This window comes from Lysobacter sp. GCM10012299, from assembly GCF_042649405.1.
Classification (GTDB): Bacteria; Pseudomonadota; Gammaproteobacteria; order Xanthomonadales; family Xanthomonadaceae; genus Lysobacter_J.
Genome location: NZ_JBHRZC010000004.1, coordinates 527882 through 552744, shown reverse-complemented (window position 1 = coordinate 552744; position 24863 = coordinate 527882). Strand labels below are relative to the sequence as shown.

At 68.5% G+C, this 24863-nt stretch carries 29 protein-coding genes; 14 read left to right on the top strand and 15 right to left on the bottom strand.

Annotated features, from left to right (window positions below):
- Positions 1-21: 21 nt before the first annotated feature.
- On the bottom strand, positions 22-819 hold the full coding sequence (minC, locus tag ACFOPO_RS13730) for a septum site-determining protein MinC (RefSeq protein ID WP_386703784.1): 798 nt from the start codon (positions 817-819) through the stop codon (positions 22-24).
- A gap of 8 nt (positions 820-827) precedes the next feature.
- Positions 828-1457: a GNAT family N-acetyltransferase gene (locus tag ACFOPO_RS13725; protein WP_386703782.1), complete on the bottom strand. Its 630-nt coding sequence runs from the start codon at positions 1455-1457 to the stop codon at positions 828-830.
- A 273-nt stretch (positions 1458-1730) separates the two neighbouring features.
- Between ACFOPO_RS13725 and ACFOPO_RS13720 the strand changes: the two genes are divergently transcribed.
- The 6 genes from ACFOPO_RS13720 to ACFOPO_RS13695 all read left to right on the top strand — a co-directional run bounded on the left by ACFOPO_RS13720 (position 1731) and on the right by ACFOPO_RS13695 (position 6473).
- Complete coding sequence (locus ACFOPO_RS13720; protein ID WP_386703781.1) at positions 1731-2927, top strand: sensor histidine kinase; 1197 nt, start codon at positions 1731-1733, stop codon at positions 2925-2927.
- Positions 2924-3565 (top strand): response regulator, encoded by a 642-nt coding sequence (locus tag ACFOPO_RS13715; RefSeq protein WP_386703780.1) that lies wholly within the window; start codon positions 2924-2926, stop codon positions 3563-3565. Before ACFOPO_RS13720 ends, ACFOPO_RS13715 begins: the two co-directional genes overlap by 4 nt.
- Before the next feature lie 182 nt (positions 3566-3747).
- Positions 3748-4824 (top strand): SRPBCC family protein, encoded by a 1077-nt coding sequence (locus tag ACFOPO_RS13710; RefSeq protein ID WP_386703778.1) that lies wholly within the window; start codon positions 3748-3750, stop codon positions 4822-4824.
- A gap of 121 nt (positions 4825-4945) precedes the next feature.
- Positions 4946-5311 carry a DUF423 domain-containing protein gene (locus ACFOPO_RS13705; protein ID WP_386703777.1) on the top strand — a complete coding sequence of 122 codons (366 nt, stop codon included), beginning with the start codon at positions 4946-4948 and terminating at the stop codon, positions 5309-5311.
- Between the two features lies 1 nt (position 5312).
- The gene (locus ACFOPO_RS13700) at positions 5313-5987 is read left to right on the top strand and encodes a DNA-3-methyladenine glycosylase family protein (protein WP_386703775.1); all 675 of its coding nucleotides are present in this window, start codon (positions 5313-5315) and stop codon (positions 5985-5987) included.
- Positions 5988-6074: 87 nt separating this feature from the next.
- Positions 6075-6473 (top strand): hypothetical protein, encoded by a 399-nt coding sequence (locus ACFOPO_RS13695; RefSeq protein ID WP_386703774.1) that lies wholly within the window; start codon positions 6075-6077, stop codon positions 6471-6473.
- Between the two features lie 42 nt (positions 6474-6515).
- On the opposite strand, the gene ACFOPO_RS13690 is transcribed toward ACFOPO_RS13695, so the two are convergent.
- The 4 genes from ACFOPO_RS13690 to ACFOPO_RS13675 all read right to left on the bottom strand — a co-directional run bounded on the left by ACFOPO_RS13690 (position 6516) and on the right by ACFOPO_RS13675 (position 9689).
- Complete coding sequence (locus tag ACFOPO_RS13690) at positions 6516-7595, bottom strand: acyltransferase family protein (protein WP_386703772.1); 1080 nt, start codon at positions 7593-7595, stop codon at positions 6516-6518.
- A complete protein-coding gene (locus ACFOPO_RS13685) occupies positions 7592-8401 on the bottom strand; it encodes a D-alanyl-D-alanine carboxypeptidase family protein (protein ID WP_386703771.1) in 810 nt (269 codons plus the stop codon). Before ACFOPO_RS13685 ends, ACFOPO_RS13690 begins: the two co-directional genes overlap by 4 nt.
- Positions 8402-8513: 112 nt before the next feature.
- Positions 8514-8693 carry a DUF4177 domain-containing protein gene (locus tag ACFOPO_RS13680; protein WP_386703769.1) on the bottom strand — a complete coding sequence of 60 codons (180 nt, stop codon included), beginning with the start codon at positions 8691-8693 and terminating at the stop codon, positions 8514-8516.
- Positions 8694-8729: 36 nt separating this feature from the next.
- A complete protein-coding gene (locus ACFOPO_RS13675; protein ID WP_386703767.1) occupies positions 8730-9689 on the bottom strand; it encodes a hypothetical protein in 960 nt (319 codons plus the stop codon).
- 117 nt (positions 9690-9806) lie between these two features.
- Between ACFOPO_RS13675 and purT the strand changes: the two genes are divergently transcribed.
- Complete coding sequence (gene purT, locus ACFOPO_RS13670) at positions 9807-11006, top strand: formate-dependent phosphoribosylglycinamide formyltransferase (protein WP_386703766.1); 1200 nt, start codon at positions 9807-9809, stop codon at positions 11004-11006.
- 24 nt (positions 11007-11030) lie between these two features.
- Positions 11031-11453, top strand: a complete 423-nt coding sequence (locus ACFOPO_RS13665; RefSeq protein ID WP_386703764.1) for a hypothetical protein — start codon at positions 11031-11033, stop codon at positions 11451-11453.
- 3 nt (positions 11454-11456) lie between these two features.
- Here the strand turns inward: ACFOPO_RS13665 and ACFOPO_RS13660 are convergent, their stop codons facing one another.
- Together ACFOPO_RS13660 and ACFOPO_RS13655 are read right to left on the bottom strand one after the other, a co-directional pair.
- On the bottom strand, positions 11457-12689 hold the full coding sequence (locus ACFOPO_RS13660; RefSeq protein ID WP_386703763.1) for an endonuclease/exonuclease/phosphatase family protein: 1233 nt from the start codon (positions 12687-12689) through the stop codon (positions 11457-11459).
- Between the two features lie 42 nt (positions 12690-12731).
- On the bottom strand, positions 12732-13472 hold the full coding sequence (locus ACFOPO_RS13655) for an arginyltransferase (RefSeq protein WP_386703762.1): 741 nt from the start codon (positions 13470-13472) through the stop codon (positions 12732-12734).
- A gap of 140 nt (positions 13473-13612) precedes the next feature.
- Between ACFOPO_RS13655 and ACFOPO_RS13650 the strand changes: the two genes are divergently transcribed.
- On the top strand, positions 13613-14266 hold the full coding sequence (locus tag ACFOPO_RS13650) for an EF-hand domain-containing protein (protein ID WP_386703760.1): 654 nt from the start codon (positions 13613-13615) through the stop codon (positions 14264-14266).
- 108 nt (positions 14267-14374) lie between these two features.
- Here ACFOPO_RS13650 and ACFOPO_RS13645 read toward each other — a convergent pair whose 3' ends face one another.
- The 3 genes from ACFOPO_RS13645 to ACFOPO_RS13635 form a co-directional block, all read right to left on the bottom strand.
- Positions 14375-15217 carry a hypothetical protein gene (locus ACFOPO_RS13645; RefSeq protein ID WP_386703759.1) on the bottom strand — a complete coding sequence of 281 codons (843 nt, stop codon included), beginning with the start codon at positions 15215-15217 and terminating at the stop codon, positions 14375-14377.
- A 7-nt stretch (positions 15218-15224) separates the two neighbouring features.
- Complete coding sequence (tesB, locus tag ACFOPO_RS13640; RefSeq protein ID WP_386703757.1) at positions 15225-16136, bottom strand: acyl-CoA thioesterase II; 912 nt, start codon at positions 16134-16136, stop codon at positions 15225-15227.
- Between the two features lie 98 nt (positions 16137-16234).
- The gene (locus tag ACFOPO_RS13635) at positions 16235-16807 is read right to left on the bottom strand and encodes an N-acetylmuramoyl-L-alanine amidase (protein WP_386703755.1); all 573 of its coding nucleotides are present in this window, start codon (positions 16805-16807) and stop codon (positions 16235-16237) included.
- Between the two features lie 62 nt (positions 16808-16869).
- Between ACFOPO_RS13635 and ACFOPO_RS13630 the strand changes: the two genes are divergently transcribed.
- The 5 genes from ACFOPO_RS13630 to ACFOPO_RS13610 all read left to right on the top strand — a co-directional run bounded on the left by ACFOPO_RS13630 (position 16870) and on the right by ACFOPO_RS13610 (position 21698).
- Entirely contained in the window at positions 16870-17370 is a 501-nt protein-coding gene (locus ACFOPO_RS13630) for an MOSC domain-containing protein (protein WP_386703754.1), read from the top strand.
- 11 nt (positions 17371-17381) lie between these two features.
- The gene (locus ACFOPO_RS13625) at positions 17382-17915 is read left to right on the top strand and encodes a hypothetical protein (RefSeq protein WP_386703753.1); all 534 of its coding nucleotides are present in this window, start codon (positions 17382-17384) and stop codon (positions 17913-17915) included.
- Positions 17916-17918: 3 nt separating this feature from the next.
- The gene (gene rlmKL / locus ACFOPO_RS13620; RefSeq protein ID WP_386703751.1) at positions 17919-20120 is read left to right on the top strand and encodes a bifunctional 23S rRNA (guanine(2069)-N(7))-methyltransferase RlmK/23S rRNA (guanine(2445)-N(2))-methyltransferase RlmL; all 2202 of its coding nucleotides are present in this window, start codon (positions 17919-17921) and stop codon (positions 20118-20120) included.
- A 9-nt stretch (positions 20121-20129) separates the two neighbouring features.
- A complete protein-coding gene (locus ACFOPO_RS13615; RefSeq protein WP_386703749.1) occupies positions 20130-20723 on the top strand; it encodes a class I SAM-dependent methyltransferase in 594 nt (197 codons plus the stop codon).
- Between the two features lie 111 nt (positions 20724-20834).
- A complete protein-coding gene (locus tag ACFOPO_RS13610) occupies positions 20835-21698 on the top strand; it encodes a pirin family protein (RefSeq protein WP_386703747.1) in 864 nt (287 codons plus the stop codon).
- Between the two features lie 79 nt (positions 21699-21777).
- Here ACFOPO_RS13610 and aqpZ read toward each other — a convergent pair whose 3' ends face one another.
- From aqpZ to ACFOPO_RS13590, 4 genes are all read right to left on the bottom strand, one after another.
- A complete protein-coding gene (gene aqpZ, locus ACFOPO_RS13605; protein WP_386703745.1) occupies positions 21778-22497 on the bottom strand; it encodes an aquaporin Z in 720 nt (239 codons plus the stop codon).
- A 233-nt stretch (positions 22498-22730) separates the two neighbouring features.
- On the bottom strand, positions 22731-23165 hold the full coding sequence (locus ACFOPO_RS13600; RefSeq protein WP_386703743.1) for a hypothetical protein: 435 nt from the start codon (positions 23163-23165) through the stop codon (positions 22731-22733).
- Between the two features lie 262 nt (positions 23166-23427).
- A complete protein-coding gene (locus ACFOPO_RS13595; protein ID WP_386703742.1) occupies positions 23428-24288 on the bottom strand; it encodes a pirin family protein in 861 nt (286 codons plus the stop codon).
- A 111-nt stretch (positions 24289-24399) separates the two neighbouring features.
- The gene (locus ACFOPO_RS13590; protein ID WP_386703740.1) at positions 24400-24795 is read right to left on the bottom strand and encodes a hypothetical protein; all 396 of its coding nucleotides are present in this window, start codon (positions 24793-24795) and stop codon (positions 24400-24402) included.
- Positions 24796-24863: the final 68 nt, after the last annotated feature.

The window sequence follows — 24863 nt, the reverse complement described above, 5'->3', positions numbered from 1 at the left end:
AAATCCTCCGTTGATGCGGCATCAGTCAAGTGCCGCGATTTTTAGTTGTTGGTCTTCGAGCCATACCTGCACGGCCTTGCCGCGCAGGTCCTTCGGAATCTCTTCCAATACCTTGTAGTGCCCTGCGATGGCAACCAGCTCGGCATGGAACTCGCGACAGAATATCCGCGCCTGCTCGTTGCCCTGCGCGCCTGCAAGGGCGCGGCCACGCAATGGTCCGTAAATATGCACCGAGCCGTCGGCAATGACTTCGGCACCGGCGCCCACCGTTGTGAGAACGGTCAGGTCACGGTTCTCGGCGTAGATCTGCTGGCCCGAGCGCACCGGCTTGGACTGGATCATGCCCGGCGATGCCGATGCCGATGCCGATGCCGATGCCGATGCCGATGCGGTGGCGGGGCCGGCCTTGGCAGCGGTTGCAGGTTCCGGCTCGCGGCGCGACGGCGGTGCCGCCTGCGGCGCGGGTGCGGCTGCGGCCGCGGCTTCGTCGCGTTCGTACGAAGCGCGGAACTTCGCCAGCAAGGGCAGCCCCAGGGCTTCGGACAGTTGTTCGATTTCGCTGGTGCCGTAGGCGATGGCGACCGGCAGCACGCCGGCCTCGCGCAGGCCCTTGATCAGGGCGGTGGCGGTGGCCTGGTCCGGGGTGCGGGTGAGGCCGCCGAAGTCGAGCACCACCGCGGCGCGCGCGAACAGCTTGGGCGCACGCTGGACGCGGTCGCGCATCTCGCTGACGAGGCGGTCGACGTCGAGGGTGCGGATGCGGAGATTGGCGATTCCGACCTGGCCGATCTTGAGTTCGCCGGCCGGTTCAAAGTCCATCGCCGCGCTCACAGGCCGGTTCCCGTGGGTCGCTGCATCAGCGCATCGGCGGCCTTGGGGCCACCGTGGTTGCGCGGGCCGCGTGCCTGGATGATCCAGGGCACCTGCGGCAGCGCATCGCCGTAGGTGTCGCGCACCCAGGCATAGCTGCACAGCGGTTTCATCAGCATCGCGGCGCGTACATCCGCCTCGGTCATCATGTGTTGTCCGACCTCGTGGAATCCAAAACTGCCATGGAACAGCAGGGCGGGGTCGTTGCTGCCTTCCAGGAACACTTCGCAGGCCATCTGCGGGTAGCGCATCTCGGCATAACTCTGCGCGTCGGCATAGAACGCGCGACCGACGCCGCCGCCGCGACGGCGGCTGGCCACGACGATGCGGTCGATATAGAAGAAATCGGGATAGCGCTCGCAGAACCAGCGGAAGTTGCTGCTGTCGTGCTCGCTGTGGCTGCCCATTCCGATCAGGAATCCAGCCAGGGCGCCGTCACGTTCGGCGACGCGGAAATATTCTGCGGTTTCGAAGAAATGACGCAGTCGGGCCGCATCCAGCGGCAGGATCGCGGGGCCGGCGGCATTGTTCAGTGCAAGGACGGAATCCAGCTCGTGCTCACGCACGTCGCGGACGACGATCGACATTCCGGGCTCCAGTATTTCGCAAACCGGACGCATGGCACGTCCGGCCGGGCGATTATCGCATGGCCGTCACGCATGGGCGACCGGCGGCACAAAAAGCGGGGCGAACGGAAGGCAAGGGGGTGGACGTCGGGGCGGCGGTCCGTCCCGCCGGTCGGTCCCGGCGGTCGGCACCCGACCCGGTGGACAGCAATTCCGACCCGTTTGCTACAGCCTGTTGCTCCAGCATGACTTTCGGACGGCTCCCCAGGCCCTTGATGCAGTTAGCATGCCGACATGCTTGCCCGCCTGAATCACACTCGACTGCTGCGCTACGCGGGCCTGTTCACCTGGGGCGCGGTAGGACTCTGGCTGCTCAACGTCTGGCTCGACCCGACCCTGCTGGCGCCCGATGCCGAAGGCCCGCCCACCCTGCAGGTGCTGCGCTGGCTGTCGGTCTACCTCACCTTCGGCGCGGTCTACTGGTGGATCACCCGCCAGCTCGGCCAGCGCCGTCCGGGCGTGGTCGACCACGGCCTGCTGCTGGTCCTGACCGCCTGCGCGATCGGGGTCGGCTACTTCTCGGGCACCGGCCTGGGCAGCATCCTGCTGATGGTCGTGGCCGGCCTGCTGCCCTGGCTGATGCCGGTCCGCTTCGGCCTGGTCTGGCTGATCTGCGGCAACGTCGCGATCATCCCGGTGTTCGTCGGCGCGCTGGACTTTCCGCCGATCCTGGCGGTGCTGCAGTCGCTTGCCTACATGGGCTTTTCCAGCCTGGTGTTCGTCACCGCCCTGGTCGCCCGCCAGCAGGCCGAGGCGCGCGAGGAACAGCGCCGCCTCAACGCCGAGCTGCGCGCCACCCGCGCCCTGCTGGGCGAGAGCGTGCGCGTCAACGAGCGCACCCGCATCTCGCGCGAGCTGCACGACCTGCTCGGCCACCACCTGACCGCGCTGAGCCTCAACCTCGAAGTGGCCGGCCACCTGTCCGAGGGCCGGGTCAAGGAACACGTGCAGCAGGCCCATACCCTGGCGCGGTTGCTGCTGACCGACGTGCGCGAAGCGGTAAGCCAGTTGCGCGAAGGCGGCGCCATCGACCTGGGCGCGGCCCTGATGCCGCTGGCCGAGAACGTGCCCGCGCTCGACATCCACATGGACATCGAAACGCCGCTCACCCTGGACGATCCCGAGCGCGCCCATGTCATGCTGCGCTGTACGCAGGAAATCATCACCAACGCGGTGCGCCATGCCGGCGCCCGCAATCTGTGGATCAACGCCGGCCGCCGCAGCGATTGCATCGTGATGAGCGCGCGCGACGATGGCCATGGTGCGGACACTTTCGTCGCCGGCAACGGCCTTCGCGGCATGCGCGAACGGCTGCAGCAACACGGCGGCGACCTTAGAATCGAAACCCGGCCGGAAGCAGGCTTTTGCCTGCACCTGACGCTGCCGGCCTCGGCGGCGGCAGCCGCTGCCTGTGAAGGAGTCATCGCATGATCCGTGTGTTGATAGTCGACGACCAGACACTGGTGCGGCAGGGCGTTCGTTCCCTGCTGTCGCTGGCCGAAGGCATCGAAGTGGTGGGCGAGGCCGGCGACGGCCGTCATGCGGTGGAGCTGATTCCGCAGATCAAGCCCGACGTGGTCCTGATGGACATGCGCATGCCGGTGATGTCGGGCCTGGAGGCGTTGCAGGCACTGGCGCGCACCAACAGCCTGCCGCCGACGATCATCCTGACGACTTTCGACGACGACCAGCTGGTGCTGGCCGGACTGAAGGCCGGTGCCAAGGGTTACCTGCTCAAGGACGTGTCGCTGGAGCAACTGGTCAGCGCCATCCAGGCAGTGGCCGACGGTGGCTCGCTGATGCAGCCGGCGGTGACCCAGCGCCTGCTGTCCGGGCTGGAGCACATGCGCAACGATTTCGTCAGCCTCGATCGTCCCGATCCGCTGACCGAACGCGAAACCGAGATCCTGCGCCTGATGGCCGGTGGCTTCTCCAACAAGGAGATCGCCAATTCGCTGGGCGTGGCCGAGGGCACGATCAAGAACCACGTCTCCAACATCCTGTCCAAGCTGGGCGTGCGCGACCGCACCCGCGCCGTGCTGAAGGCATTCGAGTTGCAGCTGGTCTGAGGCGGTCCCGGATCGCGCTGGCAGGGGCTCCGGGCCCCGTCGGCGGACGCCCCCTCAGGCGGGGGGCGAGCCGCATTGCCGCCAGTTGCCTGATTTGGCGCCTACACCGCCCGCAGCTTCCTTGATACGATTGCGGGTCTGTGTCCCGGTCCGACCGGGTGCCGGCCCTCGGAGAAACCTGAATGACCCGTCTGATCGAGATTTTGATTTCCTTGGCGATCGTCGCCGCGCTGTTCCTCATCGTAGGTATCGCGCTGCCGTCGAGCCGTCATTTGCAGCACTCGGTTGAAACCAACCGCAAAGTTACGATTGTTTTCGACACCCTCAACAGCCTGCGCCGCTTCAAGGACTGGAACCCGCTGGTCCTGCGCGATCCGAAGATGCAGCTGAAGTTCTCCGGCCCGGTTTCGGGCGTCGGCGCCCGCATGGACTACGACTCCAAGGAGAAGGGTCTGCGCCAGGGCAGCTGGGAAATCACCGAGAGCGTCCCGGGCAAGAAGGTTGCCTATGCCCTGACCGACATCGAGCCGGGCAGGAACAAGCGCACTGCCTTCACCCTGAAGCCGACCGGCCGCGGTGGTCGTAACGTCGAGATCACGCAGACCTACGACGTCGACTACGGCTGGAACCTGATCGGTCGTTACGCTGGCCTGTATGTCAGCAGCAACGTCGGCGAAGACATGAAGATGGGCCTGGGCCGCCTGAGCAACATGCTCGCCGCCGTGCCGAACTACGACTACGCCGAGCTGAGCAAGGACGATCCGTCGAAGGCGCCGAAGCTGGTCGATCGTCCGGCCGAGAACCTGCTGGTCGTGAGCGCTGCCGTCGAGCGCACCAACGACAAGGTGATGGGCCAGATCAACAGCAACCAGGAGTGGATCAAGAAGGTCATGGCCGCCAACGGCCTTGAGCCGGCCGGTCCGGTCCGCATCGTCACCAACGAGTTCGGTTCGGACATCTACTCCTTCGACGTCGCCCAGCCGGTCCGCAAGGTCGGTTCGACCGACGACACGGTCAAGCTCGACGTGAAGGTGGAAGGTCCGGTCGTGGCCGTCTACAACGAGCCGGCGAAGGTCGCCGTGGTGCCGGGCTTCAAGGGCCACATGGCCAACCTGGCGAAGGTCCGCGACGCGCTGCGTGGCTGGGCGCTGACCCACGGTTACGAGACCGTCGAGCGTCCGTACGAGTCGTGGAAGGGCGGCGTCGCTGCCGGCTTCACCGAGGACGGCGAGTACGACGTGTTCTGGGCGGTCAAGTAAGACTTGCGCTAGACGCTACTGCTGAAAACCAGGACGCGCCGCGGATTTCCGCGGCGCGTTTTGTTTTGGGGTGGCGTTGCCCGCTGATATCGTGCCGTGGCATCCAACGGTCCGCTCGCACATGAATGCCAATGCCTCCGCGCTTCCCGTTCGTCTACTGACCGCCTCCGGCGCCGTGCTGGCGGCCGTGGCCGTCGCCCTGTCTGCGTACGCGGCGCACGCCGTCGATGCGGGCGCGCAGCATCGTCTGTACAGCGCGGCGTTGTTCGCGTTCGGCCATGGCATCGCGCTCGCAGCGCTGGCGCCGCATCTGCGGCGGAACCTCGCGCGGGTGGCGCTCGCGGCATTGCTGCTCGGTACGTTGCTGTTCTCCGGCAGCCTGGCTGCGGCCGTCCTCATGGGCACATCCACGGCGTTGGCGCCGTTCGGCGGCACGCTGATGATCCTGGCCTGGCTGCTGTATGCGGCCGATGCGCTGAGGGGCTGACATGCCTCGCCATTCGCGCGGGTTCGACACCGCCGCGGCGCATGCCCACCTGCTCAAGGTCGATCGCAGGTTGGCCCGCTGGATGCGCCGGATCGGGCCGTTGGCTCCGGATCCGCGCTGGCGCAAGTCCTTCGATCCGGTCGATGCGCTGGCGCGCGCGATCCTCTACCAGCAGCTCAGCGGCAAGGCGGCGGCGACGATCGTCGGTCGCGTCGAGGCGGCGATCAACAGCACGCGTTTCCACTGCGACACGCTGGGCCGCATCGATGATGCGGCGCTGCGTGCCTGCGGCGTGTCCGGCAACAAGTCGCTAGCGCTGCGCGACCTCGCCGCGCGCGAGGCGCGCGGGGAGATTCCCGACCTGCGCCGCATGAGCGTCATGGACAACGACGCGATCATCGCCGCGCTGGTGCCCGTGCGCGGCATTGGCCGCTGGACGGTCGAGATGATGCTGATGTTCCGGCTCGGCCGCCCGGACGTGCTGCCGGTCGACGACCTGGGCATCCGCAAGGGCGCCCAGTCGGTGGATGGCCTGGACGCCATGCCGTCGCCGAAGGAACTGGCGGCCATCGGCGAACGCTGGGGTCCGTTCCGGACCTACGCCAGCCTGTACCTGTGGAAGATCGCCGACCTGGACAGCCCGGCAAAGACACCGCCCCGGCGCTCGCAGGACTGACGGGGCCGCACCGACCGTGCCGCATCAAGATCGTCTTGACGCGCCCTGTTGGAAGATGGGCCCCCATGCCGACGAGGGAGGTGTGCCATGCAAGTGCAGGATCGAAGCGCCCCGAAGAAGTGGACGATGGTGGCCTCCTGGGTGCTGTTGTGCGCATCCGCGATCGCCCTGGCCAGCCCCTCCAACAAGTGGCGCATCCAGGTCAGCAGCGACGCCGACAGTGATGGCATCGTCGCCTTCCATATCGCCCCGGTGAAGGAGCCTGCGATCGATGTGTCCGTCGCCATCCCCAAGGATGCCGGCGAGAACCACATCGCCCGCCTGATCCGCGACCAGTTGCGCGCCAAGCTCGGCGACAGCTACCGGGTGGAGGTCGACGATGGCGAGGATGTGCTGGTCAAGAAGCACCACGGCGACGCCAACTTCGAGCTGACCATCACCCAGAAGACCGCCAAGGGCGTGCGCATCACCCTCGACCGGGAATAAGCCGCGACCGCACCGTCAACGCGGCAGGCAGTGGCTGGCTGCTCACTCCTCCGCGCTGGCGGGCGAGGGCGTCGTGGTAGTGGGGACGGGCATCGGCTTCGCCGGGCGCGGGCCGAAGCGCTTCTTCAGGCGCAGCGCCGGGGCCTCCACGAACCGCCATGACAGCGTTGCCAGGGTGCCGGCCAGCAGCGTCGCCCACAGCATGTTGTGCACGGCGCCGCCCGGCGAGTACAGCTGGACCAGCTGCTGCGAAGGCCAGCCGTACAGGTAGATGCCGTAGGAAATATCGTGCTGGCGGATCACCGGCAGCTTCGGCACGTACGCGAGGAACAGCGTGGTGTAGCTCAGTGCGACGAAGTAGGCGAGGAAGTAATACTGATGGCCGCGCAGCAACGCGGCCACCACCAGCAGGGCCGCCAGCAGCGGCCACGACAGCGGGATGCGCCCGCGGTGGTGCCAGGCCAGGCTGCCGGTGAGGAAGTACGCCGTGCACCACAGCAGGTTGATCTTCTCGGGCGTCAGCGACTGGCCGCCGTAGCGCACGATCGCCGCCACCAGCGCCAGCACGCAGAACACGGTGAAGCGGCCGCGCCGGAACAGGCGCACGAAGGCCAGCACGGCCAGCAACAGGTACAGCCGGAACTCGATCGGCAGCGTCCACAGCGAGCCGTTGATGGCCTTGATCGGCAGCGTCTCGAACACGCCCGGCAGGAAGTACTGCGTCCGCTGCAACGCGATGTTCTTCCACAGGTACTTCCAGGTGCCGGCCGAGGTCCAGTAGTCGGGCGAGGTCGTCAGCAGCGGCCCGAGCACGAACACGCTCAATACCACGCACACAACCAGCGCGGGGAAGATGCGCAGCACGCGCGCCGCAAGGTACTGCGGCAGCGGGTTGCGTTCGACGCTGCTGGCGATCAGGAAACCGCTGATGACGAAGAACATGTCCACCGCGATCCCGCCGGCGAACTTGATCTGCACCACCTGCGACAGCAGGTCGGAGCCCTCGCTGGCGGTGACCGGCCACGAATGCCCGTAGATCACCAGCCAGGCGGCGATGAGTCGGATCAGGTTGAAGTTGTTGTCGTGCTGGGCACTGCCGTCGGCAAGCGTGCGCAAGGTCATGGCGTCGGGCTTGCCTCGTAGCGCCAGTGCCAGGGTTCGTAGACGATGCCGTGCGGGTTGTCGCGCGGGTAGCTCATCACGAAACCGAATCCTTCGGCGTTGTCGCGCAACCAGGCGAATGCGGGCGTGGCTTCGAACGATTCCTCGGCCGGAGGCTCGTCCGGCGCGCCGATGTCCAGTGCCAGGCCGGAATGGTGCTCGCTGTAACCCGGCGCGGCGTTGACGGTGAGGATCTCCTCGACGCTCAGGCCGCGGCCGAGCTTCCGTTCGAAGATGCCGAGCTGGTAGTCGTGGCTGCGGTAACCGGAGATGGCTTCGAGCACCACCTCGTCGCGCAGCGCCGCTTCGCGCAGGTGCGACCACGCGCGCGCGGCCTGCACATGCAGCCACAGCGGCCGGCGATAGCGATCCCATCCGGCGAAGGCGAGCCAGTCCGGTTCGGCGACCAGCTCCAGGCCGGTACGTTCCCCGTACTCGCCATCCAGGCCGAGCGAATGCAGGCGTTCCTCGAGTCGGTCCAGCGGCAGTTCGCGGACGTGCTCGATGCCGGCGCGCAGGTGCGCAGGCGGGGCATCGATGGCGTCCAGCGCGGCATCCAGCCCCGGCTCGCGGCGCAGGTGCGGAACGAGCGCCAGCAGGCCTTCGGGCAGGTCGACGGCGAGGTACTGGCCATCGCGCTTGCGGCGCAGCACGTGGCGGGCGCGGGCCAGTGCCCGTGCATCGAAATTGCTGCGCGCGCGCAGCAGGCCGCCCGGCCAGAGTTCGATCTCCGGCGTGTTGATCAGGATTCGGGGCTGGCCGCGCATGGCGTGCAGGTTAGCGGCCCGCGCCAGCCGATGCCACGTCCGCGAAACCCCGCCGTAGCCCGGGTAAGCGCAGCGCACCCGGAAACACCGCCAGCCCCCCCGCCATGTCCATTCAGGCAGGCCGCTTCAACACGGCACGCAGATGATCAAACGGCGTGACAGCCATCACCGAGACCAGTTCCCAGCCATCCTCGCCGAGGCGATTGAGTTCTTCCTGCAGGCGCTCGCTGACGGCAGGTCCGAGCATCCTCGGCACGATTTCCACGACTTCGTAGGTCCAGCGTTGGCTCATGGCGGGGTCCTCTTTCAAGGTGTGGTGGCTGTCGGATCAGCCCGGCGTGATGCGGTACAGCGGCGCCGGGATGAACTCACCGGTGGCATACAGATGGCGACCGTCCGGGCTCCACGCCAGCGCTTCGGCCTGCGGCAGCCAGGGCAGCGGTTCGAACCTGGGCGCGCGCGCGACGGTCTGGCCCCAATCTTCACCGGCGCGGCGCGGGTAGAGCAGCAACCAGCGATACGTCATCACCGCCAGCGTGCGCCCGTCGGGCGACAGGTCGGCGGCGGTGACCTGGCTGTCCAGGCGCGCGCGCTGCGGATTGCGCCGCAGCGCATTGGCGTCGGCCTGCGGCACGCCGGCCAGCGTGCCGAGTTTGTGCGCGGTCTGCAGCGTGGTGCCGCGCGGATGCAGCGGCAGCGAGAACAGCTCCGGCGGTTGCCGCTTCTTGGTGATCAGCAGCACCTGGCGGCTTTCCGCATCGACCGCGACCGCTTCGCAATCGCGCGCGCCGTCGGGCCAGCGGAACGCGATCGACCACGCCGGTCGCAGGCGCGCGTTCTCGATCCGCGCCGGTTCCTCGACGATGTGCAACTGCAGGCTGCGGCGCAGGCCACCGTTGTCGCCGGTGTCGGCGAGCAGCAGGTAGTTGCGGCCGTCGAGCTGGAACGACGCCATGTCCTCCCAGTCGGTCTTGGTCACGCCTTCCACGCGCAGCGTGGCCAGGCGCGTGCCACTGGTGCTGACCGCGAACAGCCGCTCGGGATTGCCGCCGTCATCGAGCATCCACAGCACGTCGCGGTGGCGACGCGACGCCGCCATGCCGCTGATCTCGTCCAGTTGCGGGTCGAGCATGACACCGGCGAGATGAGTGCCGCGATCGGCCTCGACGGGTGCCGGGCGTTCATCGCCACAGCCGGCCAGCGCCAACGCACAGGCGAGGGCGACCGCGCATGCCAGGGCGGGGGCGATTCGTTGCGCGGCTGCGGGGGCGGGGGCGGGGCCGGACATCGGCACAGGATGGCATGCGTTTTGCAGCCCGACAAAGGCGACGACGCCAAACTGCGCGTGCAGACCTTTTCACCTCATCCCCATAAACTGACGGCCAGCCCTCCGCCCGGACCGCACATGATCACCCTTGGCACTCCCCTGTCCCCGCATGCGTTCCGCGTGCTCCTGCTCGGTTCCGGCGAGCTCGGCAAGGAGGTGGCGATCGAACTGCAGCGGTTCGGGGTGGAGGTCATTGCCGCCGACCGTTACGCCGATGCACCGGCGATGCAGGTGGCGCACCGCAGCCATGTCCTCGACATGCTCGACGGCGCCGCGATCCGCGCACTGGTCGCACTGGAGCGACCGCACCTGATCGTGCCGGAGATCGAGGCGATCCACACCCAGACTCTGGTCGACCTCGAGCGCGAGTTCGGCGAACGCGGCACGCAGACGCGGGTGATCCCGACCGCGCGCGCCGCACGCCTGACCATGGACCGCGAAGGCATCCGCCGCCTCGCCGCCGAGACGCTGGGCCTGCCGACCTCGCCGTACAAGTTCGTCGACACGCTCGAGGACTACCGCGCCGCCGTCGCCACCATCGGCCTGCCGTGCGTGGTCAAGCCGGTGATGTCGTCGTCGGGCAAGGGCCAGAGCCTGGTGCGCGATGCCGACAGCATCGACAAGGCCTGGGAGTACGCGCAGACCGGCGGTCGCGCCGGCGCCGGTCGCGTGATCGTCGAAGGCTTCGTCGACTTCGATTACGAAATCACCCTGCTGACGGTGCGCCACGTCGGCGGCACCACGTTCTGCGCGCCGATCGGCCACCTGCAGCGCGACGGCGACTACCGCGAGAGCTGGCAGCCGCAGCCGATGTCGACCAAGGCGCTGGCGCGCGCGCAGGGCATCGCCCGCACGATCACCGACGACCTCGGTGGCTGGGGCGTGTTCGGCGTGGAATTGTTCGTGAAGGGTGACGACGTCTGGTTCAGCGAAGTCTCACCGCGGCCACACGATACTGGCCTGGTCACGCTGGCTTCGCAGGACTTGAGCGAGTTTGCACTGCATGCGCGGGCAATCCTCGGATTGCCGGTGCCGTCGATCCGCGAGTACGGGCCGTCGGCGTCGTGCGCGGTGCTGGCGACGGGCCATGGCGTGCCGGTGTTCGATGGCGTCGATGCGGCGCTGGCGCAATCCGACACGCAGCTGCGCCTGTTCGGCAAGCCGCGCGTCGAAGGTCACCGCCGCGTTGCGGTGACGCTGGCGCTGGCGGACGACATCGACACGGCACGCGAACGCGCACGACGTGCCGCCGCCGCACTGCAGATCGACCTGCGCTGACCGCTCCCTTCCGAGGAACCCGACATGCTCGACGAGACCCAGGGTTACGCCGTGTTCCTCTACCCGCAGGCGCTGGAAGCGCTCGGTGAGGCCATTCGCCCCTACATGCACGACGGCCCCAGCGGGCCGCACGTGCTGTGCAATTCGATCGACACTGGCGGCGCACTGATCGAGATGACCATCGAGGGCCGCACCGCCGAGGGCAACGCGATCGCGGTGGAGTTGATGGTGCCGGCCAACATGGTGCGGATGATCGTGTCGGCGCGCAGCGATGGCGTGTTCGGATTCGGTCCGCGCGTGGTGGCGCCCCCGTCCGAAGCCGACGCGGTGGCCGTGCCGCCGACGGCATTGGCATCTGCACAGACCGTGCATGCGCCGGTGGAGATTCCCAGGCCGATGGTCGACCCGGTCACGCCGGTGATGGCGAAGCTGCCGCCGAAGGTTTGACCGTCAGCGCGGCGCCATCGCCACGTCCACCCACACCAGGTGGTGGTCGCTGCCATCGGCGATGGCCGCTTCCGGCTGCGCCGCAGCCGGCCAGAACACGCCGCTGCCTTCCACGCTGAACCCTACCGACGGCAGCACGTAATCCAGTCGCATCGTCCCGGCCTTGGGGCCGAAGTCGCCGGTGGCGTGCGCCGCTGCGCCGCGGCGGACGATGCCGGCGCTTGCGTAGCGTGCGCCCACTTCCACCGCGCCTTCGCTTCGCGGCGTCGCGTAACGCGCCACGCGCGGGTGTTCGAGCAGCTCCACGATCGCATCGTGGTGGCCGTCGCCATCGGCCGGGTCGTTGTTGAGGTCGCCGGCGATGACGAAGCGCGCGTCCGCGGGCAGCCCGCCGCAATGGCCCTGGTCGTCGCACAACCAGGACGCGTTCGGCGACGACAGGTACTCGCGCCACAACCGGATCTCGTCGGCGTTGCGCACCCCGTTGCGATCCTCCGGGCCATCGAACACCGGCGGCGTCGGGTGCGACACCAGGAAATGCACGGTGCCCGCGGGCGTGCGCACGGGAACGTCCCAGTGCGACTTCGACGACAGCCGCAGTTGCGACCAGATCGAGGTGGGGTACCAGGGCTTGCCGCTGGCCGGGTCGCGCGGCTGCGATGCCCCGGGCATCGCGCTCCACTTCAGCAACTGGAAGGTGCGCACCTGTGCGGCGTCGATCGGATGGCGCGACAGCACCAGCATGCCGTACTGGCCCGGATGCAGGCCGTAACCCCAGGCGTCGTTGCCACGGTTGCGGCCACTGCCGCCGGCTTCGCCATTGCCGTCGAGGTCGAGCCCGCTGGGCACGCCGGTGTTGACTGGGGCGAGGTAGCGGTACGGGTACTTCAGCGGTTCGCCGCCGCCGGGCTGGGCCACTTCGAGGTAGTCGTGCTGGAACAGGTCGGCGGCGGCGCCCTGGGCGTCGTAGTCGAACTCGTTCAACAGCACCAGATCCGGGCGCACACGCTGGAGCACGGCGGCGATCTTGCGCGCGCCGGGATCATCTGCCTGCAGGCGCCGGACCAGTCCGCCGTCCTGGTCGTCGTAGAGCGAGGTGTTGTAGGTCGCCACGCGCAGGGTCGTGTCGTGTTCCATCGATTTGACCCAGGCTTGGGGATCGCCCTTGATGTTCACCTGCGTGCAGGCGGAAAGCAGTGACAGGCAGGCGCAAACGAGGAGAGGGAGTCTGTTCATCGCGCGATGATGTCATGCCGGCGCGCGACGGCAATGACACGATCAGGCCGGCGGCAGGTCGTGCCAGTCGCGGCCGTCGAAGGCCTCCAGCGGGCGGAAGCGGCGCTTGTAGTCCATCTTCGGATGGCCCTGGATCCAGTAGCCCAGATAGAGGTGGCGACGGCGCTCGCGCCGCGCCCATTCCAGCTGGTGCAGGATCGCCAGCGTGCCCAGGCCGCGATCGGCGAGATCAGGGTCGTAGAAGGTGTAGACCGCCGACAGCGCTGCCTCGGTGACGTCGGTCACCGCCACGGCCAGCAGCTTGCCGGGGCCGTGCGAGGACGCCTCGCGCAGCTCCAGGAACCGCCCCTCGCTCCAGCTGCCGATCAGGAACTGGTCGAATTCGGTCGCGCCGTGGCCGTCCATGCCGCCGCCGGCGTGGCGGGCGGCCAGGTAGCGGCGGTACAGCGCCAGTTGCTCGGCGGTGCGCTGGGTTGGCAGCACCCGCATCTCGACACCGGCGTTGCGGGCCAGGCAACGGCGCTGGCTGCGGTCGGGGACGAAGCGGTCGACCGGGATGCGCACCGCCACGCAGGCGCGGCACCCGGCGCAGTGCGGGCGGTAGACGATGTCGCCGGAGCGGCGGAACCCCCAGCCCAGTGCGTGCGGGTACCACTGCCGCAGGCGCGGGTCGCGCGGGTCGAGCACGAGGTCGCGGGCGACGCGCTCGGGCCAGTAGCCACAGGCGTGCTCGCCGGTGTGGAACAGGCGGAGATCGTCGCTGTCCTGCGGTTCGGTGCCCATGGCGCCAGCATAGCGCCGTGGCGCGTGAGGAAAACGCTGTCGCGCGACTGAACGCGGCCCGCCTGCTGTCAACCACGACGGTGCCCGGGCGTTGATCTGGTCATCGGCGCCAACCGACGCCAACCGCAGGAGCTCCACCCATGAAGCAGCGCAATTCCCTGTCCGCCGTGCTCGCCGTGGCGATTGCCGCGGTCATTACCGCAGGCACCGCACTGGCCGCGACCCAGACGGGCGCCAGCACCGCCACCGACGCCAACACCCGCGCCTCGCGTCCGAAACTCGACGTCAACAACGATGGTGTGGTCGATCGCAACGAGGCGGCGGCCAGCCCGCGCCTGGCGGCGAAGTTCGACCAGCTCGACAGCAACAAGGACGGCAAGCTCGATCGCTCCGAGCGTCCGCATCACGGCGGCAAGGGCCGCGGGCATGGCGGAGGCATGAGCGGGCTGATCAATTCCGACACCGACGGCGATGGCCGCGTCAGCAAGACCGAAGCGTCGTCGATGCCCTGGCTTGCCAGGAGCTTCGACCAGATCGACGGCAACCGCGACGGCTACGTGGTCCGCAGCGAGCTGCGCAGCTACCACGAGAAGATGCGCCCGCAGCGCGAAGCCGAACGCGCCAAGCAGGCGGAAGAGCGCTTCGCCGACGCCGACCTCAACCACGACGGCAAGCTGAGCAAACTGGAGGTCAGCGAGAAGATGCCCCAGCTGAGCAAGGGCTTTGCGTTCATGGACGAGGACCGCGACGGCTACCTGACCCGGGCCGACCTGCAGCACTCGCCGCGCCATTGAACTTCCCCGGCCGGGCGCGGTCGACAGAGACACAACAACGCGCTGGCTGTCCCGTGAATCCCAACTACCCGTGCCGAGTCTCCGCGGCGCGGGTTTTTTTTGGCCCGGTTACATCGAGACGTGCTTGAGGGTGCGCACGACCTTCCAGCCGCCCCCCGCCACCTGCGTCACTTCCAGCGTCTTGTACGACGCCGACATGCGGTGGTGGTAGGCGCTGTACTCGACCACGCCGGTGATCGCGTCGTCGTGGGTGGCATCGCGCTTCTGCGGGCGGAAGGCGCGGACATCGACGATCAGGGCCGGCGCGCCGCTGGCGCGATGCTGGCTGCCGACCTCGTCGTTGGGATTGCGCACGCAGGCGGACTGCGGCACCACGCGCTGGCCGGACTGCTGCAGCGCTTTTATGAGCGTGTCCGGCGCGTCCTTGCCGTCGACGCCCAGGCACAGCACGTCCAGGCGCGTCTTCGGCAACTCCTGGGCGAACACCGCCGCCGCCAGCGGCTGCGGGATGGCCGCCGTGGAGCCGTCGAGCGGATGCTCCTTGAGCGCCTCGTTGGCGATGTCGAGGTTGACGGCGTGCATGATCACCAGGCCGCCGACGATGACGATGCCCGCCATCAGCACCAGCTTGATCCGCAACATGCGCGACTGCTGCGCCGAGCGGCCCTGGGTTTCGGGCTCGAAGCGGAAGCTGGGGCCGGCGAAACTCTCGCGCGTGGTTTCCAGCAGGCCGGCTTCGCGCAGGATCTCGCGGGCGCGCACCTGGTCTTCCGAGCGCACGATCCACACCGCCGGCTTCGGCCCGCCCGGATCGCTGTAGCTGAAGGTGCCGCGGCGGCCGCCCTTGTACGAACGGCCGTTGGTGATGCGCACCTCGATGTCGGCATCGCGCATCATCTGCGCGACCTGCTCGACGTTCTCCAGGCGCTGGCTGCTGAAAATCTGTCTCATCGTCCGGTCATTCCTTGGCGGGCACTTGCGCGGCTGCGGCCGCATCGCGAACGACGCGGATCAGGCCTTCCTGCGCGGTGCTGGCGACCAGGCGGCCGTCGCGATCGAAGATCTGTCCGCGGGCAAGGCCGCGGCTGCTCTGCACGCTGGGGCTGTCGATCGAATACAGCAGCCATTCGTCGGCGCGGAACGGGCGGTGGAACCACATCGCATGGTCGAGCGAGGCCATCTGCACGTTCGGCTGGTAGTAGCTGATGCCGTGCGGGAAGGTCGCGGTACCAAGCAGGTGGAAATCGGAGGCGTAAGCGAGCAGGGCGCGGTGCAGTTCCGGCGCGTCGCCGACGCGCTCGCTCAGGCGGAACCAGACCTGCTGGTAGGGCGGGCGCTTGGGCGGGTTGAGCTCGTCGCGCGGGTAGACATGGCGGAACTCGAACGGCCCCTGCCGCGACAGCCAGCGCTGGACCTTGGTCGGCAGCGTCGCCATCACGTGCTCGGGCACCGGCGGCGTCGGTTCGATGTCCTCGGGCTTGGGCACTTCCGGCATCGTCAGCTGGTGCTCGACCGACTGCTCTTCCTGCTGGAACGAAGCGGCCATGAAGAAGATGACCTCGCCGTGCTGGATCGCGGTGATCCGGCGCACCGAGAAACTGCCGCCGTCGCGGGTGCGGTCGATCTGGTAGACGATCGGCGCGGCGATGTCGCCGGCGCGCAGGAAGTAGGCGTGCAGCGAATGCGCGCCGCGCGGCTCGACCATCGTCGCCTGCGCCGCCGACAGGGCCTGGCCGACCACCTGGCCACCGAATACGTACTTGGTACCGATGTCGCGGCTCTGGCCGCGGAAGAGGTTGTCTTCCAGTCGCTCCAGCGAGAGCAGCTCGACCAGCTCGGGAACGACTTGCTCGGAAGCGGGTGAGGTCATGCGCGGAAAGCTCGTGGGACGCGGGTCGGAAGTATACGAGATGGCCTCCGTCATCCCGGGAAGCGCCGTCATCCCGGCGCACGCCGGGATCCAGGCCGTCACGCCAACCGTTGCAGGTCCACCGCTGCCATCACCTGCGCCCACGGAAATTGCGGCCCCGGGTCGCGCTTGCGCTGCACCTGCACCGACGGGTCGTCGCTGGCGGCAACCGTGGTGGTGTCGAGGTCTTCGTGGCCGGCGATGTGGCGCAGCGACGGCAGCGTGCCCCGCAGGTGCCGCAACAGCGCCACCAGGGCCTCGATCTGCGCCGGCGTATAGCGTTCGTCCATCGCCTGGTGGTGCGCGGCCAGCCAGTCCGGGTAGCGGCCGCGGTTGACCAGCTCGATGCCGATGGCCCGCGGGTTATGTCCGCGCACGTGGTGGGCGACCCGATCGAGGGCGACGTACTGGTGCAGGCTGCCGTCGCGGTCGATGTAGTAGTGGCCGCTGTTGCCGGTCTGCGAGCCTTCGTAGAGCACTTCCTCGCCGAAGCGGCGCGCCATCGCCAGGTCCGGCAGTTCGGTGCAATGGATCACCACCAGGTCGATCTGGTCGAGCGCGCGCGCCTCCAGCCGGGCCTGGTAGGGCAGGGGTTCGAAGGCGATGGGCGGAGCCTGGAGGTCGGGCGACATGGGGCCGGATGCTACCATTCGCCCCCGCCGGGCCTTGCTGGCCGCCGGCACGGATCCCCCTTATGAAGCTCCCTCCCGCCGACTCCGAGCTCGGCAAATTGATGGCCATGCTGCCGCGCCACGGCCGGGTCGAATGGATCGGCCTGCGTCCCAAGCGCGAAGTCGCCATGGAACCGGTGGCGCAGGTGCTCGCCCAGACCGGCGCAGGCCTGGTCGGCGACCGCTACAGCGGCGGCAGCGGCAAGCGCGGCATCACCCTGATCCAGGCCGAACACCTGCCGGTGATCGCGGCGCTGTCGGGCCATGCGGCCGTGGCGCCGGCAACGCTGCGCCGCAACCTCGTCGTCTCCGGGCTGCCCCTGGTGGCACTCAAGGGCCGCCGCTTCCGCATCGGCGAAGTCGTGCTGGAAGGCACCGAAGACTGCGACCCGTGCTCGCGCATGGAAGCCGCGCTCGGCGCCGGCGGTTTCAACGCGATGCGCGGCCATGGCGGCCTGTGCGCGCGCATTCTCGACGGCGGCACGATCCGCCTCGGCGACGTTGTCGTCGCACTGCAGGACTGAACAGAAATTCCATGAGCAGCACGCGCGGACATTGCATCCTTTCCCACGGTTTCGAGAGCGGGCCCGACGCCACCAAGGTGACCGCCCTGGCGGACGTCGCCGAGCGCCTGGGCTGGAGCCACGAGCGCCCGGACTTCACCGACCTGGATGCACGCCGCGACGTCAGCGAACTGGGCGACGTGCACAGCCGCCTGCAGCGCCTGCTCGAGCTGGCGCGCGCGGCCGCGTCGCGGGGCCCGGTGGTGCTGGCCGGCTCGAGCCTGGGCGCCTACATTTCCGGACTGGTATCGCTGCAGGTGCCGACCATCGGCCTGTTCCTGATGGCGCCGCCGATCAAGATGGGCCCGGCCCCGCGCCTGGAAGCCGCCGCCGTGCCGACCTCGATCATCCACGGCTGGCACGACGAACTGATCCCGGCCAGCGACGTCGTCGCCTGGGCGCAGCCCCGCGGTTCCCGCCTGCTCCTGGTCAATGACGGCCACCGCCTTTCCGACCACGTCGACGCCAGCGCCGATGCCTTCGCTTCCCTGCTCTCGGTGCTGTAAGCCATGAAATTCTTCGCAAGCTGCGGCAAGGGCCTGGAATACCTGCTCGCCGACGAACTCGTCGCGCTGGGCTGCACGCGCGCCACCGCGGCCATGGCCGGTGCCAATGTCGAAGGCAGCGCCCTCGATGCGCAGCGCGCAGTGTTGTGGTCGCGCCTGGCCAGCCGCGTGCTGTGGCCGATCGCCGAATTCGACTGCCCCGACGAGCATGCGCTTTACGCCGGTGCCGCCGCGATCGACTGGCCGCAGCATCTGGCGCAGGGCGATACGGTCGCCGTCGATGCGCACGTGTCGGGCGATGCGATCACGCATGCGCGCTACGCCGCGCAGCGGGTCAAGGACGCCGTGGTCGACGTGATGCGCGCGCGCACCGGCTCGCGCCCCGACGTCGATGTCGAAGCGCCCGACCTGCGTTTGAACCTGGTCGTGCGCAAGGGCCGCGCGATCGTCTCGATCGACCTCGGCGGCGGCCCGATGCATCGCCGCGGCTGGCGCAGCAAGCAGGGCGAGGCACCGCTGAAGGAAAACCTCGCCGCCGCGGTGCTGATGCGCGGCCAGTGGCCGAAGGTCTACGCGGCCGGCGGCGCGCTGCTCGACCCGATGTGCGGCAGCGGCACGCTGCTGATCGAAGGCGCGCTGATGGCGGCCGATGTGGCACCCGGCCTGCAGCGCCACGGCAACGGCGTGCCGACGCGCTGGCTCGGCTTCGACGCGTCGTCGTGGCAACAGCTGGTGGACGCCGCCCGCGCGCGCGAAGCCGCCGGCATGAATGCATTGCGTCCGGTGTTCTTCGGCAGCGACCTGGATCCGCACGCGATCCGCGCCGCGCAGGACAACGCGGTGCTGGCCGGCCTGGCCGGCGTGATCGACTGGCGCGTGGGCGACGTCCGCTCGCTCGAAGCGCCCGCCACCCGTCATCCCCGCGAAGGCGGGGACCCGGTGTCGTTGCCTTCCGATGTCGGCGCCGCCAGTGGCCTGGTCGTCTGCAACCCGCCCTACGACGCCCGCCTGGCCGCCGACGCCGCGCTCTACCGCGCCCTCGGCGACGGCCTCAAGCGCACCGTGCCGGCCTGGCGTGCCAGCCTGCTCTGCGGCGACGCCGAACTGGCGCGCGCCACCGGCCTGCGCGCGGGCAAGAAGTACCAGCTGTTCAACGGTGCGATCGAATGCACGCTGATCGTCTGCGACCCGGTGGCGCCGCCGCAGCGCGAGCGCGCGGCCGACGAGCCGGCGCCGACGTTGTCGGAAGGCGCGCAGATGGTCGCCAACCGCCTGCGCAAGAACATCCGCAAGCTCAAGTCCTGGCGTGAGCGCGAGCACGTCAGCTGTTACCGCGCCTACGACGCCGACCTGCCCGAGTACTCGGCGGCGATCGACGTCTACGTCACCGACGAAGCCACGCCGCGCACCTTCCTGCACGTGCAGGAATACGCCGCGCCGGCAGACATCCCGGAAGCGGTACAGCGCAAGCGACTGAACGAACTGCTGGCGGCGGCGCGCGACGTGTTCGCCGTGCCGCGCGAGAACGTCGCCCTGAAGACCCGCGCCCGCGGCAAGGGCGGCAGCAAGTACGGGCAGTTCGATTCGCGTGGCGAACTGGTGACCGTGCGCGAAGGCGATGCGCGCCTGCGCGTGAACCTGTTCGATTACCTCGACACCGGCCTGTTCCTCGACCATCGGCCGATGCGCCTGCGCATCGCCGGCGAAGCCGAGGACACGCGCTTCCTCAACCTGTTCGGCTACACCGGCGCGGCCACCGTGCATGCCGCGGTCGGACGTGCCCGCAGCACCACCACCGTCGATCTGTCGGCGACCTACCTGGAGTGGTGCGCCGACAACCTGCGCGAGAACAATGTCGGCGGCACCCGCCACCGCCTGGTGCAGGCCGACGCGCTGACCTGGCTGGAAGCCGACACGCAGCAGTACGACCTGATCTTCTGCGACCCGCCGACGTTCTCCAATTCCAAGCGCGCCGAAGACTTCGATGTCCAGGCCGAACACGTGCGCCTGCTGCGCGCAGCGGTCGAGCGCCTGGCCGACGGTGGCGTGCTGTACTTCTCCAACAACTTCCGCCGCTTCCGCCTGGACGAGGCCGCCATCGCCCAGTTCGCGCAATGCGTCGACATCAGCGCCCAGACCATCCCGCCCGACTTCGAGCGCGATGCCCGCATCCATCGTTGCTGGCGCCTTCGGCGGCCTGCCTGAGACAACCCCATGCGCCGGCTGACGCTCCCGAAAGGTTCGTGGACGTTCTTCCGGCAGTGGCTGCGCAATCCCGCCCGCACCGCGGCGGTGACGCCCTCGGGTCGCGACCTGGCCGCGGCGATGGTCGCCGCATTGCCCGAGGGTGCGCGCCGGGTCATTGAACTGGGCGGAGGCACCGGCGCGATCACGCGCGCGCTGCTGGCGCGCGGCATCCTCGGTCGCGAGCTGATGGTGCTGGAACTCAACGAGGAACTGCATGCGCACCTGCGCACGCGCTTCCCGCAGGTGCGCATCGTGCTCGGCGATGCCCGCGACCTGGTGCAGCTCGCCACGGCCGACGGCTGGCTCGCCGACGGACCGGCCGATGCGATCGTGTCGGGCCTGGGCTTCCTGAGCATGCCGCGCGCCACCCAGCGCGAAATCCTGCAGGCGTCGTTCGACTGCCTGCGCGATGGCGGTCGCTTCCTGCAGTTCACCTACGGTCCGCAGTCGCCGGTGGCCGCCGAGGTGGTCGAGGAGCTGGGGCTGGAGGTGGAGCGCGGCGAGTTCGTCCTGCTCAACGTGCCGCCGGCCACGGTCTACGTCTTCAGCCGCCGCGCTTGAGTCGGGCCTGGCCACTGGCGCGCTGTAATGGATCGTTCCATCGGCGATGCTGGCGGCCGCGCCGCCCGCACCCGACATTGACGGGCAGTCAACCGTAATCCGGAGTACGCCATGAGCCATCCCGACATCAGCCAGGACTTCGCCCGCATCGGTCGCGTGATCCGCGGCATGCCGGCCTCCGACGGCGCCGGCGTACGCCTGACACGCGTCATCGGCACGCCGCAGCTGGACATGCTCGATCCGTTCCTGATGCTCGACGAGTTCGGCACGGACAAGCCGGAGGATTACCTCGCCGGCTTCCCCGACCATCCGCACCGCGGCTTCGAGACGGTCACTTACATGCTCGACGGGCGCATGCGCCACAAGGACAACCACGGCAACGAGGGGGTTCTGGTGCCCGGCAGCGTGCAGTGGATGACGGCCGGTCGCGGCCTGGTGCATTCGGAAATGCCCGAGCAGCACGAGGGCCGCATGCGCGGTTTCCAGTTGTGGGTGAACCTGCCGGCGAGCGAGAAGATGGCGCAGCCGCAGTACCAGGAATTCGCGCCGGACCGCATTCCGCAGTTGCAGCCTTCGCCGGGTGTGAACGTGAAGCTGATCGCCGGTCGCATCGGCGATGTCGCCGGTCCGATCCAGCAGCCGGCCACGGATCCGGTCTATCTCGACATCGAGCTGGCGGCGGGTGCCGCGTGGCAGTACGAGTTGCCTGATGGCCACAACGCGTTCGCCTATGCCTTCGAAGGCGAGGGCACGATCGGCGAGGGCGACGATGCGCGGCCGTTGTCGACGCAGCAGCTGGCGGTGCTCAACGGTGGCCGCGTGTTCAAGTTGCGGGCGGGCATCAGGGGCGTGCGTGTGATCCTGGTCGCGGGGCGTCCGCTGCGTGAGCCGGTGGCGCGTTATGGCCCGTTCGTGATGAACACGAAGGAGCAGATCATGCAGGCCTTCGTGGACTTCCAGGAAGGCCGGTTCTAAGCGGGGAACCAGCGACGTTGCCCTGCGCAAAAAACAAACGGGCCGCATCACGGCCCGTTTGTCTTCCCAGGAACTGTACTCAACGCTGCCCGTCATCCCCCAGCCAGCGATAGATCACGCCGCCGAGCAGGCCGCCGATGATCGGCGCCACCCAGAACAGCCACAACTGCGCGATGGCCGTGGCGCCGGCGAACACCGCCACGCCCGTCGAGCGCGCCGGGTTCACCGAGGTGTTGGTGACCGGGATGCTGATCAGGTGGATCAGCGTCAACGCCAGGCCGATCGCCAGCGGCCCGAAGCCCGCCGGTGCGCGCGGATGGGTGGCCCCCAGGATCACCACCAGGAACATCGCCGTCATCACGACTTCGCACAGGAACGCCGCCGCGACCGAATAGCCACCCGGCGAATGCGACCCGTAGCCGTTGCTGGCGAACGCACCGGCCGCATTGGGATCGACCGCGAACGTGGCAGTGCCGCTGGCGATCTGCCAGAGGATGAAACCGGCAAACAGGCCGCCGAGGACCTGCGCAATGATGTACGGAAGAAGATCGCGTGCCGGGAAGCGACCACCGGCCCACAGGCCGAAGCTCACCGCCGGATTGAAGTGACCGCCGGAAATGTGGCCGAGCGCATAGGCGCCGGTCAGCACCGTCAGGCCGAATGCGAGCGCCACGCCGAGAAATCCGATTCCCAGCGGATTGCCATCGCCGCCAAAGTTGGCCGCCAGCACCGCACTGCCGCAACCGCCCAGTACCAGCCAGAACGTACCGATGAACTCTGCCCCAAGACGCTTGATCATGCTGCCTCCAGTTCCTTCCTTGCGAAGTGACGGAAACCCGGGCCTTGCTGCCAACGATCCGCCCGGGCGGTGCTGATGCAGTCTTCTGGCCCTGCCGCAAGGCGGGGCCGGCCTATCTTAGGGGAAGGAGAAGTGCGGGCGCCGTGTAGGCGCCAGGGGTCGACCGGGAGGGAAATCTGCAGGCGCGCACGCACCCGCGAGCCGCGGCCAGCGCCGCGGCTACCTGCCAATGCTTACTTGCTGCTCAGTCGCGTCGCCGGGAAGCGGATCGACTGCGCAAGCATGATCGAGTTGCCGAGCTGCGCATCGCTGGCCTGCAGCCAGATGTGCGCCATGCGGCCGTCGGGCAGCTCGAGCAGCGTTTCGCGTACCTGCACGTCAGGCTTGATCGCTACTTCGCCCTTGTACCAGTACATGCTCTGGCCATCGATCACGCCTTGCTCGGCACGGTTGCCGCGCTTGGGCGAGAACGGTGATTTCGACGAGATGTACAGGCCGAAGGCTTCAGACCCGTCTTCGCGCAGCGCCCGACAGAAGTCGGCTCCGCCACTGCCCTTGTATTCCCAGATCAGCCCCGAGCTGGCGGGCAGCTGAGGACACGTCCCCTGGTCTTGCGCCTGTGCGTTCGCCGCGAACATGAGCCCGGCGAGCACGGGCAAGGCCGACATACGCCATGCCGTCGTTTTCACGACTAACCCCCTGTGGTCAATTGCCTAACAGCCCCTAACCCCGATAAAGCACCCTTAACGCCAGATCGGGTTGATCAAAACGTGATCAAGTCGCCCGATCTGGACCGAACATAGTCCAGAAAACGGCACTTGACAAATAACGTTGCTTAATAGGCGGGTGTCCGGACTTATGAATCCGGCAGATCCATAGGGGAACCCGGCCCCGGGGCGGCCGGAGCGGGGGCTGACGGCCCCGGGGGGCTCAGCGTTCTGGCAGGGGGATGAATTCGTCGTCGCCCGGGACCTTGCCGAAGCGCCCCTCCGACCAGTCCTGCTTGGCCTGCTCGATCCGCTCCTTCGAGCTGGACACGAAGTTCCACCACAGGTGGCGCGGGCCGTCGAGCGGCTCGCCGCCCAGCAGCATGGCCTTGAGCGGGGTGCGCGCGCGCAGCTTCGGCCGGGTGCCGGGGTCGAGCACGACCAGATGCATCGCCGGGATGTCGGCGCCGTCCAGCTGGGCGTCGCCCTCCAGCACGTACAGCGCCCGCTCGGCATGGCCGTCGTCAAGCGCCAGCTCGGCATCGGCGTCCAGGTCGATGGCGACGTACAGGGTTCCGTTGTAGACCTTCACCGGCGACTCCTCGCCGTAACCGCGGCCGGCGACGACGCGCAGCCAGCTGCCATTGCGGCGCTGCTGCGGCAGGGTCGCGGCCGGATGGTGGAAGAAGCCGGGAGCGGCTTCCTCGTCGGTACGCGGCAACGCCACCCAGGTCTGCATGCCGTGCAGCGGATGCTCGTGCTCGCGCAGCGTCGCCGGCGTGCGTTCGGAGTGGGCGATGCCGCGCCCGGCCGTCATCCAGTTGACGTCGCCGGGGTTGATGTCCTGGTAGCTGCCGAGGGTGTCGCGATGGGTGATCGTGCCCGACCACAGGAAGGTCACCGTCGCCAGGCCGATGTGCGGATGCGGGCGGACATCGATGCCGCGCCCCGGTTCGAACACCGCCGGGCCCATGTGGTCGACGAACACGAACGGGCCGACCGAGCGCGCCTGGATGCTGGGCACGGCGCGCCGTACCTGGAATCCGCCGAGGTCGTGTACGCGCGGTGAAACGATCGTGGTCATGTCGGTTCCTCGTCGTGGTCGGTGCAGGCGGCAGCTTGGCATGCAATCAACAGCTGCTGCGTTGCGTTTGGCGAAACAGGTCGTTGCGGCGCCAGGGCCGCCATGCGCAGGCTAGCGCGGGGCTTCGTCCAGGCGCAGCGTGGCCGCTGGTGCGGCGCCGGGTTCCAGGGCGACGAGCGTGAGCGTCCATTGCTGCAACGGCCGTGGCGACGGGTCCGCACTGTGCAGGACGACGTCGACCGCCTTGCCCGCTTGCTCGAACACCAGCTTCACCTGCGCGTCGCCCGCCCAGACACACGTCACCGTCGTCGGGCAACGCGAATCGTTGTCCACGCCGACGTATCGCAGCGACGCCTGCCGTGGCAGCGCGGCCTGCTCGCCCGGTCGCAGGGTGAAGGGCCGGTTCGCCGTTACCTGCGTGCCGGTGCGCACCGGACTGCTGCAGGCGGTGCAGGCGAGCATCAGCGTGGCGGAGATGGCAGCAAGTGTGCGGGTTCGTGGGCTCATGGCCGCGATTGTAAGCGGCCGTGTGAAATGGCCGTGCAGGGGCCGTGACTAGAATCGATCCATACCCT